This is a genomic window from Bradyrhizobium sp., from assembly GCF_049512235.1.
Taxonomy (GTDB): domain Bacteria; phylum Pseudomonadota; class Alphaproteobacteria; order Rhizobiales; family Xanthobacteraceae; genus Bradyrhizobium.
The window spans coordinates 1-11,449 of record NZ_JBEKXH010000201.1 but is presented as its reverse complement, the minus strand read 5'-3'; the positions used below and the strand labels follow the sequence as shown (position 1 = coordinate 11,449).

General features: G+C 65.1%; 7 protein-coding genes. 2 read left to right on the top strand and 5 right to left on the bottom strand.

Annotated features, from left to right (window positions below; translation table 11 throughout):
- The first annotated feature begins 355 nt into the window (after positions 1 to 355).
- Entirely contained in the window at positions 356 to 1,804 is a 1,449-nt protein-coding gene (locus ABSG20_RS19050; protein WP_423866063.1) for a DUF5107 domain-containing protein, read from the top strand.
- A gap of 305 nt (positions 1,805 to 2,109) precedes the next feature.
- On the opposite strand, the gene ABSG20_RS19045 is transcribed toward ABSG20_RS19050, so the two are convergent.
- On the bottom strand, positions 2,110 to 2,628 hold the full coding sequence (locus ABSG20_RS19045; RefSeq protein ID WP_423866062.1) for an MntP/YtaF family protein: 519 nt from the start codon (positions 2,626 to 2,628) through the stop codon (positions 2,110 to 2,112).
- Between the two features lie 33 nt (positions 2,629 to 2,661).
- Positions 2,662 to 5,877 carry an Ig-like domain-containing protein gene (locus ABSG20_RS19040; protein WP_423866061.1) on the bottom strand — a complete coding sequence of 1,072 codons (3,216 nt, stop codon included), beginning with the start codon at positions 5,875 to 5,877 and terminating at the stop codon, positions 2,662 to 2,664.
- A gap of 448 nt (positions 5,878 to 6,325) precedes the next feature.
- Between ABSG20_RS19040 and ABSG20_RS19035 the strand changes: the two genes are divergently transcribed.
- A complete protein-coding gene (locus ABSG20_RS19035) occupies positions 6,326 to 6,709 on the top strand; it encodes a hypothetical protein (RefSeq protein WP_423866060.1) in 384 nt (127 codons plus the stop codon).
- Positions 6,710 to 6,760: 51 nt separating this feature from the next.
- Here the strand turns inward: ABSG20_RS19035 and ABSG20_RS19030 are convergent, their stop codons facing one another.
- From ABSG20_RS19030 to ABSG20_RS19020, 3 genes are all read right to left on the bottom strand, one after another.
- Entirely contained in the window at positions 6,761 to 8,740 is a 1,980-nt protein-coding gene (locus ABSG20_RS19030) for an SGNH/GDSL hydrolase family protein (protein ID WP_423866059.1), read from the bottom strand.
- A gap of 86 nt (positions 8,741 to 8,826) precedes the next feature.
- Positions 8,827 to 9,891 carry a lysylphosphatidylglycerol synthase transmembrane domain-containing protein gene (locus ABSG20_RS19025; RefSeq protein WP_423866058.1) on the bottom strand — a complete coding sequence of 355 codons (1,065 nt, stop codon included), beginning with the start codon at positions 9,889 to 9,891 and terminating at the stop codon, positions 8,827 to 8,829.
- A 421-nt stretch (positions 9,892 to 10,312) separates the two neighbouring features.
- Positions 10,313 to 11,281, bottom strand: a complete 969-nt coding sequence (locus tag ABSG20_RS19020; protein ID WP_423866057.1) for a DnaJ C-terminal domain-containing protein — start codon at positions 11,279 to 11,281, stop codon at positions 10,313 to 10,315.
- Positions 11,282 to 11,449: the final 168 nt, after the last annotated feature.

Genomic DNA, 11,449 nt, shown 5'->3' with positions numbered 1-11,449 from the left:
CCCCCCCCCCCCCCCCCCCCCCGCCCCCCCCCCCGCGCCCCGCGGGGGGGCGCCCCGGGGGGGCGCCCCCGGCCCCAGAAGCCTTGGGTCGGCCCACCCCCCCCCCCCCCCCCCCCCCCCACCCCTCCCCGCCACGCGCGAATGCGCGCGGGGGGAGGGGAGCTTATGACCTCCTGTGTTACCCACCGGCGGCGCCGACCCATGGACGCACCGACTGCAAAATCCGAAGCGGTTAATTTGACGGCTGGCCTGAGTGCGTTGTGCGACAGGCCCGCGAAACCAGATTTGGACCAACTCGCTGCGGGCGCATCGATATGCTAGAATTGTCGCTTGCGCTGGTTCGAAAGCGACGTCAATGGCGATACATGCTCCATCGCGCACCCGTATCGGTTTCGCGGCGGCCGTGCTTTCGGCGGTCTGTGCGTTTCATGCCGTCGTGCAGGCGGCGTCGCCGGTGCCCGACAGGGTGTCTCTCAGCGAGTCGACGATCACGTGGAGCACCGTCAAGTACGCGACCTCCGCGGACAACGGACTGGTCGGCGGGTCGCTCGACAAGAAGGCCATCGTCGATCGCACCTTCAGGACCCGCGTGCTCGAGAATCGCTATCTGAAGGTCACGCTGGTGCCCGGATTTGGCGGGCGCATTCTTTCCATCATTTACAAGCCGACCGGACACGAACAGCTTTATCGCACGCAAGTAGGCGTGCCCTACGGGATCAAAGCCGGCAATTTCTATTACGACTGGCTGATGGTGTATGGCGGCATCTTCCCCACCTTCCCGGATCCCGAGCACGGCAAGACGTGGCTGAAACCGTGGGATTTTGAGGTGGTGAAGGAGAGTGCCGGCGAAGTGACGGTGGCAATGTCGCTCAAGGACGATTTCGCCTATGCCGCGGCACCGAGGGTGTTCAGGGCCGGCTCGACGGGCATCGAAGCGACCTACTATGTCACGCTGAAAGCCGGTCGCGCCGCGATCGATGCCCGCATGGTGCTGAAGAATCCGCACGACAAGACGATCGACTACGAGTACTGGACCTGCACCACGCTGGCGCCGGGATCGGACCCGAAAAATCCCAAAACCACCGGCGGCGCCGAAATCATCGCGCCGATCCGGGCCTACAGCACGCCCGCCTGGTCGGCCAATCTGGCCGACGGCGAGGAGAGCCTGGGTCCGGGCCGGAGCCGTTTCGAAAAACTGCGCTACTTCAGGAACTGGCCGACCATGGGCATCGCCTACGCGGCGCCCGATATGCAGGGCGGCAATTTCTGGGGCGTGATCAACCACGACAACGAAGAGGGGATCATCCGCATCGCCGACAACAGGGTCACGCCGGGCCTGAAAATGTGGACCTGGGGATTTCCGTCGTTCACGAACGAAACCGACGCGCGCAAGGACCCGAACGAAGCGCGGCCTTACGTCGAATTGTGGGCGGGGGTGTCGGACCAGTTTTTCCACAGCGCCAGGTTTCCCGCACTGGGCGAAGTGTCGATTGCGGAAACCTACAGCCCGACCGCCGGCATGAGCAACGTGACGGATGCGAACGAGAACATCCTGATCAATCTCTCGGCCGGGGCATCGAGCGTCAATCTTCAGTTCTTCAGCATCGAGCCGGCCAGGCTGTTGCGCGTCACGTTGAAACGCGGCGAGGCCGTATTGTTCGATGACGCCGTGATCGCCGACCCGAAAAACGGAAATCGCATTGCCGCGACGATCCCTGAAGGCGGCAGCGGCGAACAAATACGGCTGACGATCAGGACCGCCGAAGATAGAGAGCTGATCGCGGCCGAGACAAAAATAAAATAAAGTCTTGCCGGCCGGTTCACCGGCGCACCGCGCTCTTTCTTACCCACCCCTGGCATCAATGGCTGGGAACTTGCCGATCTTGCCAGACAGTTGCGGCCCGGATTGCCGGTACTCCTTACCTCGGGTTATGCACTGGAGACCCTGGCCAAACACGGCCGGTTGCGCGCCGGCGCGGTCGTTCTTACCAAGCCCTATCGGAAGGACGATCTCGCGCGCCGGTCGCGAGAGGTTGTCATCGTCTCTGAAATACTGTCACAGTCCGGCGCGCAAGCTGCCGCAACGACCGAGTCCGAAAAGACTAGGCTCTAGACGAACGATATTCGCAAGGCCGCGGCGACCAGCAAGGCCGCCGCCGCAAGCCGTTCAGGGGCAAGGCGAACGCTTTTCTGCAGCGCGTCGGTTGTGGCAAACGCCAACAACGACATCGCGGCGCTGATGAATGCCGACATCAATGCGACCGCGCCGAGGGGAACCGTGCTGCCGGAGAGCGGCCCGGCTGCCAGATTATCGATACTGGACGCGATCGGGAGCAGCAGCCATCCGGCCCGGCCTCCGGCCAGCGCCCGCGAATTGAGCGTCAGGATCGCCACATAAACGGCATAGGCGATCAGAAGCATGGGCAGCGCGCGATCCGCCCACGACGACATTGCGCTCGCCAATGGCGATCCCAGATGGGGCGCAATCACGATGGCGGCCCCGTCGCAAACACCAAAAGCGGCGGCGGCCGTGTAGCGCTTGCGGCCCGCAACCAGCGGCCCCAACCCAAGTGAGATCACGAAACCATCGGCGCCGAGAAGGATCGAAAACCATATCGCTGCAACCATGACGTCAACTCTCCCTCTCGTCTTTTGGCAGGCTCAGGCGGGACCGAGGGCGGGGTCGATGCCGAGCACCGTGACCTGACCGTCGGAGCCGACAAACACCCGTCCATCGATCACGGTCGGATCGGTGAACGTCCCCTTGGTGGTCCAGGAGCCGCAGATGATTTCGACAAGCTGGTTCTTCAGGGTGTCGGCATCGTAGCCGAAGAGCCGCACATCGGGATCGGCCGGCAGGTTGTTGCGATCGACCATCCACACGATCGCGGTCCGTTCGGCCGCGGCATTGGACGACACGTTGACCGTGAAGCCATTGCTGTTGCCGGAGGAGAAGGTCTGTGCCGTCTGCGCCGATTGGGTGAGGCGCTGCTGGGCGTTGAAAGTGAGGCGATTGAGGTGCCCGTTGGTGCCACTGTAAAACACCACGGGCTGGCCGGTCGCGTCCGAATAATAGCCCGGCCCGCCCCAGACCCCGCCGCCGTCGAGCGTATAGTGGTCATCGACCACGTTGTTGGTAAAGGTCTGGCCGCCAGGGGGCGGCAGGTTCGGCGGCGGTCCGTTGTATTTGCCGAGATTGGTCCGGTCCAGCACGAATACTTGCGAGGACTTTCCGCACTGGACCAGCAGGTTCTTGCCGCCGACCTGGCCCGGAATAAGCATCACCCCGCCGGAGCCGACATCGCCGTCATCGCCGCAGAGAACGTACTGGTTCCATGGCGAGAAATAGTCCGCTCGCTGCAGCACGGGGTCGCCGCCAACGGCGAAGTCCAGGGAAAAACGCAAGATGGAATCGCCATAGTTGCGCCCCGTAGCGCTGTTGGCGTTGAACGGTCCGTTGCCGGTCGAAAAGTACAGCGATGCATTATCGGCGGCGATGCCCATGCCGCCCTGCCAGATCGCGCCGCCATTGTTGCCGGCATCGGGCGGCGTCGGCGTCACCTGATCCGGGGTGGTGCAGAAATGGCCGACGGCGGTCAGGCTCGCGGCGTCGTAGGCCAATAGCCAGCCGTGCCAGGGCGTGAAGTCGCCATAGGAGCCAAATCCGAGAAAGAGTTTGCGCTGCGCCAGCAGCAGGCCCGGTCGCTGCATCTGCCGCGTCGGATCGAACTGCAGAAAACCACCCGTGACGGTGCCGTCGCCAAACGGCGTCCCGTCGGCATTCTTGGGAAACTGCGCCGCTACCGCGACGGGAGAACCGGCCCGGTCCAGCCCCGTGGTCAGATCGATCGCATGCAGGTTGGTCACCGTGGTCCGCGAGGAACCCACCAACGGGCCTTGCGACGTCGCCACCACATACATGATCAGATTGGCCTGATCGATCACGGGCGTGCCGATGATGCCGAGCGTCGGCTGGATGTCCGGGGCATAGGTCGGCTCGCCCGGTCCCTCCTTATAGGCATCGGCGGACGGGATTGGCCGGCCACCGGCCTGGATCAATTGCCGGGCCGGCCAGACCTCGGCAAAGGAGTTGGCATCGAAGGCATAGATCCAGTCGGTCGCGGTCGCAATGATCAGCACATCACGGGTCACGCCCTTGATGGTGACGCCGCGCAGATAAAGCGGCTGGGCGAACACCTGTCCGTTGACGGAAAGCGTCCTGAGCACGCCGAAGCCGGTGGCGAGACTGTCCTGGGTCAGCGTCGTCTCATAGGAATTCCAGCCGGTCCGCATCGCATCGAAATGTTGCGTGGTATAGCTGCAGACACCCGCCGTGACGCTGGTCGGCTTGCCCGGGCCTGCGACTTTCGCACAGAGCCGCTGTCTGGCGGTCAAGGCCTCGCCCGCCGTCAGCGTGACGCCTGAGCCGAGCGGCACATCTGTGGTCGACAGGGTCGCCGTCGCGGAAGCAAGCCAGAGGTCATTGGTCCCGACCTGCCGGAACACGTCCACGATCGCGCCAGGCGTCACTTGCGAAACGCGCACCGACCGCGCGCAGGTTGTGATCGGCAGCACCGTCGGCAGCGCAAGGTCGCCCAGCGTGTCCACGACCACGGCGGCGGACGTCTTCGAGGTGTCGCCGCAACCGATCTGAACTGCCGTGATATGGTCGCCGGCCGTAAGCTGCGGCGCCACCGGAATGTCGGCCGCCACCGCATACACGGTCTTGAAGCCGATCAGGCCGTTCTTCGCCGACAGGATCTGGACCAGCGCCCCCGGATGGATGTCGGTGACGCGAATGAGCGAGGCGCATTCGTACAGCGGCTTGGTGATCGCAGGCGGCGTCAGCGCGGCCGCGACCGCACTGACGGTGACGGTATTCGAAACCGCGCTCGAGAGCTTGTTGGCGCATTGGTTATGCTGGCGCGCGGTGATCTTCGCGCTGGCTAAGAGCTTGGTGCTGACATAGAAATCCGTAGTCGTCTTGGCGACGCCGGCCTGGCCGATCGAGGCGCCGTTCTGGAAAACCTCGACGCTGTCGCCGACCGTCAGCCCGGTGAGCCGAACCGAAAGCGCGCCCGGGCAGAGCGGACCGACGACGACCGGGGCTGGCGGCGGTTGCGCCCGCCCCACCTTCACCGGCGCGGATGTTGCATTCTTCACTTCCGGGCGGCACTTCGGAAAGGCCTGGGATGCCGTCACGGTTTCATTCGGCTTGAGCGCCGGTACGTTGAAATATTCCGACGAGACGGCGAAGGCGCCGGTCGCCGTCGGCCCCGCCGTTCGCATCAAGGTCACTTCCGCGCCGGGAATGACAGCCGATACCGTGACCGAACCGGCGCAGGCGTAGAGCGGTGACTCGACGATCGGCTGCGGCAGGTCGGTGGGAAGGGCGGCCGGAGCGGGCGCCACGCTCGGCGTCGTCTGCGTCAGCCCGCAGGCCGATTGCGCGGCGCGCAGGATCTGGCCGCTTGCCAGTTGTGGCGAGATGGCGATGCCGACCGATCCGTCCTGCGACGCCACGCCGGTTCCGCGAACCGTTCCCGCCATGTCGGTCAGCGTGATCTTGGCGCCCGGAACCGTACCGGATATCAACAAGGCATTGGAGCAGTTGAGTACGGGGCTCGCGAACGTCACCGCATTCAAGGGCGAGGTCGGCTTGTGCTGAACAATGACGGGGATCGGTGTCGCTGCGCTGCTCGTACCGCTCTGCGTTTGCGTCGCGGTGATCTGGTCGTTGGGATTGAGCGTGACGCCGGAATCAAGCGCAAAGGTCTGGTCGGTCCACGTCGCCGCGCCGCCACCGACCTGGCCGCCATTGCGAAGAATGGCGACCGTCGCCCCGATCAATTGGTTCTGGACGCGAACGCTGTCCACACACGGGGAAATCGGCCCGACGACAACAGGAGCACAAAGCACCATCTCGCTCCCCCCAGGGCTGAGATCCGCCGGACAACGCCGTCAAGCGCGGCTCCCCGAGCCAGGCTAGCAACTCCGCCGCCGCTTTACAACCAGAGGTTTTTGCGCGGGGCCGTGATGGGGGGAGCGCTCCATTGGCGTGCGCGCCCCATCATGTCGATATTTGTAGGGGCGAGCCTTGTGGTCGCCCTCCTTCGGCGGCCCGCATCCAGCCCGTTTCATCCAAGCGGGTCGGCCGAAGGCCGGTGCGACACTCGCAATGACGGGTTCGGAATCGCTCGGCCTGAATGCGGTCGAGCCTGATCGATCGCCTCGCGCCAAAAAATAATCGCTTGCATTGTCTTGGCGCCGCGACAATCATCCGCTGTCGCAACCCCGAATTGCATTCCGGATGTTCGAGGACCCCATGCGAACCCGAAACAGAATTCTTGCCGCGCTTGCGATGATCTGCTCCCTGCCGGCGCCGGCTGAGGCCGGCCAGACCATCACCGGTACGCTTCCGCCCGGACGCCGGCTGGCGATCCTCGCGGTGAGAAAGCCGAGCCTGGTTCAGCCGCTGCAGTTTCGCTTTTACGCGCCGCCGGTCAACGCCGGCGTCGATTACGCGCTGAATTTCTGCATCGGTCCGCGCGCCAATCCGTGCGGGCTGCCCAGCGACATCGTCGTCAACGTGCCGAAGGGCCAAACACGGCTTGAGACCTTCAGTTCGGACTTGTTCGCGACCAACGTATTGGCGGTTGGGCAGGGAACGAGGGTGTCGGTTCCCTATTCGGTGACGATCACGCCGTAAGGGGTGCTCGCCGTTGCGCAAGTCTCCGCGGCGGTTGAAGGTTGTTGAAGGTCAATGCGTGTCCGGCGCGGTCACGACCGGCGCCGCCGGCTCGGCGGTCACCTCGGGCACGGCGGCGTTGAGCTGCAGCACCGTGACCGCGGCCGGCAGGGCCGCTTCCGCCATCGCGGCGTGGCCTTCGGCGGAAGGATGCACGGCGCCGCCATACACCGCCGAAAGAATGCCCCAGGCCGCGTCATGGATATCGGCGGGCTGACTGGAAGCCGGCAGTCCCTGCGGATAGGTCATCGCCGCGAAGTAACTGTCGTTGGCGTCGCGGATCCAGCGCGCGCGCGGCAGATAGGCGCGATATTCGGAGGCGCTGCGGCCGCACAGCATCGGCTGGCTGGCGGAAGCGACAATGTCAGGATCGAAGCTGTCGCCGGTCGCTGAAAAACACGCCCGGTCGAATTCCGGATCGCTCGCCGCGCGGACGCAGAAGCCGTGACCGGCGAATGCCGCCTGATGGGCATCGACGAAGGTCATGCGGTCGGCAGCAGGATCGCGGCACAATACGCCGGACTGGCACACAGCGAGCGCCTTCAGCTGCGGCAGGAATTCGCGGTCGACATAGTTCGACACCGCCGCCAGCCGTTCCGGCCGCAGGTTGAAGGAGGGGTGGATGTCGAAGCCGGCGCGTCCGCCGGGGCAGGGCGCGCCGTCGGCGAGCGCCGGGTTGGCATAGGACGTGAACACCACGTGCGACAGCTCGCCGCCGACCAGCGGCTTCAGCGCCTCGCGGAGCTTGCCGAAGCTTTGCGGCAGGTCCCGCGCCAGCAACGCGCGCGAATCCTCGACCGATCCGATCACGCCGCTGCGCCGAAACAGCGTGCGCTCGGTCGGAGTGTCCACCATGACGTCGGCGACCAGCCCGGAAAAATTGATGTCGTTGGCGCCGATCGACAGCAGGATCAGGTCGAGCTTGCGGTCGGGCTGCCGGCGCTTCGCCGCGGCGAGGGCCTCGCGCAACTCGTCCAGCTGCGCATTGACGCCGCCGGCGCAGGTGGTGGCCGATTTGGTCGGCGGGCATTCGCGGGCGCGTTGCGGGCCGAACAGGCCATCGGGGATGGTGGCGCCGGTACAGGCCAGCGGCAGATAGGTCACCGCGATGTGCGGAAACTGCACGGCAAGCGCCAGCGCCGTGCGGGTCTGGTAGCTGTACAGCGAGCGATGGCAGGCGGCATTGAACCACAGCGCGCTTTGGCGCTGCCAGATCTGCAGCGTGTCCGGAGCCTCGCAGGCCCGTCCGCCCTTGTAACCGGCGCGGCTCGGGCGATAATACTGCGCCGCCGCGGTCGCAAGATAATTGCGGAAGCAAAAACCCTCGTCCGCCAGCGCGATCGCGCGGTCCGGATTGCCTTCGCCGGAGGCGATGCTGTCGCCGAGGCCGGCGATGAAGATGTCGCGCACGGCGATCTCGGTTGAAAACCGCTGCGGCGCCTCGGGTCCGCTGGAGACATCGACGCTGGCCAGCGTGGTGCGGCCATAGCGCACCCGCAGATCGACCGGCGCGGCGCAATCCAACGTCGATTGCCTGGCGCCACCGCCATCGTCGAACGACCAGGCGCAGGTGGCGCCGACCGGAACCGGGCCGGTCAGCCGCACCGTGACCGGATGATCCGCCGGCGTCAAATAGCTCTCCTTGACATTGTCGCGGGTGCAGGGCTCGCTGACGCGGCCCGACAGATCGATGCAGAGACGGTTCACCGTGTTGCGCGCCCAGCCGCGGCCGTCGCTCTGCAGTTCGAGCGCCTGTTCCGAGGCCAGAATGCCGCCGCCGCGCGCGCTGTCGGCATGGAGCAGGAAATCGCGCTCCTCGCGGAACAGCCGGAAGCGGTTGCGCACCTCCCACGCAATCTGCATCTCGCCATCCGGCGCGCCTGGCGCCGCCGCGGCAGGGTTCTGCGCCGCCGCCGGCGGTGCCGGCAGCGCCGCCAGCGCCGCCGCGGTCAGGGCGCCTGCAATCAGTAAACGGAGGCAGATTCGGGCCATGATGGGTTTGATGTCACTGTTGGAGCGGAATGCCAGGTGGAACCGGAGAATGGATCAAAAACCGGAAGACGTGGTGACGGAAGCTTTCAGCCTTGCGAGCTCCGCCGCTTCACCGGCTGCGGCACCGCGGCGGGCGGCACGGTGCAGGCCTCCTGCAGCCTGCGGCGTTGCTGCCACGGCACCACCACGCTGAGCCAAAGCTCGCGCGTTCCCATGATGCTGACCGCAGTCCCGAACGGGATCAGGAAATACAGGATCCGGAAAACCAACAGTGTCGCCAGCAGCTGTTCCCTGCCGAATTCCGGCAGCGCGACCAGCATGGCGACGTCGAACACGCCGATCGAGCCCGGCGCGTGGCTGGCGAAGCCGAGCAGCGTCGCCAAAATGAATACCACCGCCAGCGAAATGAAATCGATGCCGGGCTGCGCCGGCATCAAGAGATACATCGCCAGCGCGCAAAATCCGAGATCGACCACGCCGATCAGGATCTGCAGCAGCGTCAGCGGCGCCGAGGGCAACACCACTTTCCAGCCGTTCTGCCCGAGTTCGCGGCGGTTGTCGCCGGCCGTGAGCCAGACCAGATAGGCGACGATGGCGGCGATGCCGCCGAGCCCGATCAGCCGGTTGATGGCAGGCGGCAGCTGGTCCATCGCCGAGGCGGCCCAAGGGTGCAGGGCCATTCCGATGCCGAGCACGAAGGTGTTGCCGAGCCAGAATGTCAGTCCGGAGAGGAAGCAGATTTTGGCGACGTCGACGGCGTTCAGCCCGTAGTCCGAATAGATCCGGAAACGGATCGCCCCGCCGGTAAACACGGTGGCGCCGATGTTGTGGCCGATCGAATAGCTGGTGAAGCTCGACAGCGCCGCGATGCGATAGGGCACCTGCTTCTTGCCCAGCGTGCGCAGCGCGAAGAAATCATAGAATGTCAGCGTGCAGAATGCGGCGACCACGCTCAGCGCGGCGAGCGCGATGTTCCGGCGCGGTATCTCCGTCAATGCCGTCAGGAGGACGCCGGTATCGATGCCCCGCAGGGTGCGGAACAGCGTCGTGATCGCAAAAGCGATGATCAGGAGGCTCGCCGCGATTCCGAGCCGTTTCCAGCCGATCCGTCTCTTGAAGCCACGCCGCAGCGCGGTCAGCATTCCCTGCATTCTTCCTCCCGGCGGAGCGGCAATGATCTTTAAGGCTTCTGTCGAAGCGATTGAGGAACGGGCGGCTGCCCATCGCTCCATGGCGAGACCCATAGGACAAAAAAGTCGGGTTGTGCAGTCCTTGACAACGCGGGCCGCAGCCGTGGATCGCCCGGCCGGCCCTTACGCTTATATATGTGCTGACATGGGAAATCCGAGTCGTGGGTGCGGCGATGAGCCATCCCCTCCCGGTCGTGGCTTTCACTGCCCACTATGACGTTTTGAGGGCGTCAGGAGCCACCGCGGTCGGCTCGGGTCCGGCAATGACGGTCGAACAGGGCGCCCACAAGGGGCTCCCCTACAGAATATCGATATCACGTAGGGGCGCCCCTTGTGGGCGCCCTGTTTAACATCATTGCGGGACCGAAATTGCCTAAACCGGTTAACTAAGATCGCCGCGGGGATTGTAGGGGTGTGCGTCGCGCCACTTCTGCATCAACGCCTCCAGCTCGGAGTCGTTGCCGTCCGGCAGCATGATGCGCGTGGTAACAAACAGGTCGCCGGTCGTGCCGGTCGGCATCGGAAGCCCCTTGCCCCTCAGGCGGAAGGTCCGGCCGCTCGAAGTATTCTTCGGGATCGACAACTCGACAGCGCTACCGAGCGTCGGCACCCGAACCTTGCCACCGAGCACGGCTTCATACAGCGTGATCGGCAGTTCGACGCGCAGATCGCTGCCGTCGACCTTGAACAAGGCATGCGGCGCGATGCCGACCGTGATCAGGAGGTCGCCAGGGCGATGGCCGGGCGCGTTCTCGCCCTGCCCTTTGAGCCGGATCTGCTGGCCAGCGGTGACACCGGCGGGAATCTTGACGTTGAGTTCTTTGCCGGTCGGCAGCCGAACGCGCTTCTCCGCGCCCTTCACGGCCTCTTCCAGCGACACCGTCAGGGCGACGTTGAGATCGAGATCGAGCGCTGTGCCGCCAGAGTCGAACTCGAATGCATTGCCGGCGCCGGTGCGGGCGCCGCGCGCGGCTGCGGCACCGAACATGCTGTTGAGAATGTCCTCGAACTGGCTGCCGCCAAGGCCTCCGGGGCCGGCGCCGCCGCTGCGGAACTGACGGGCATCAAAACCACCGCCTGGACCGCCGCGCCCGCGCGGGTCGCCGCCGGGAAAACCCTGGAAGCGCGGCTTGCCCTCGGCGTCGATTTCGCCGCGGTCGTACTGCTTGCGCTTGTCCTCGTCGCCGACGATCTCGTTGGCGGTATTGATCTCGGAAAAGCGCGCCGCTGACTTCGGATCGTTCTTGTTGTTGTCGGGGTGATGCCTCTTGGCAAGCTTGCGATAGGCGCTCTTGATCGCCGCAGCGCTGGCGCCCCGCGGCACCCCCAAGACCTCATAGGGGTCGCGCATCCGTTACCTCTCCTTCAATCATCACAATGTTTATCCCCGGGCCGCCCGCCCCTGCATTAATTTGGGAACTTCGTGTCATTTTTGCAACGGGCAAAGCAGGTTCAACCTCGCGTCCACGGCTTCAAGGTGTGAATTTCCCATAGTCCATGGTTGATCTGACAAGCCGAG

Bases quoted from the DNA above. Each gene is read 5' to 3' on its own strand.
- ABSG20_RS19050 (WP_423866063.1), top strand. From the start codon at position 356: ATGGCGATACATGCTCCATCGCGCACCCGTATCGGTTTCGCGGCGGCC.
- ABSG20_RS19045 (WP_423866062.1), bottom strand. From the start codon at position 2,628: ATGGTTGCAGCGATATGGTTTTCGATCCTTCTCGGCGCCGATGGTTTC.
- ABSG20_RS19035 (WP_423866060.1), top strand. From the start codon at position 6,326: ATGCGAACCCGAAACAGAATTCTTGCCGCGCTTGCGATGATCTGCTCC.
- ABSG20_RS19030 (WP_423866059.1), bottom strand. From the start codon at position 8,740: ATGGCCCGAATCTGCCTCCGTTTACTGATTGCAGGCGCCCTGACCGCG.
- ABSG20_RS19025 (WP_423866058.1), bottom strand. From the start codon at position 9,891: ATGCAGGGAATGCTGACCGCGCTGCGGCGTGGCTTCAAGAGACGGATC.
- ABSG20_RS19020 (WP_423866057.1), bottom strand. From the start codon at position 11,281: ATGCGCGACCCCTATGAGGTCTTGGGGGTGCCGCGGGGCGCCAGCGCT.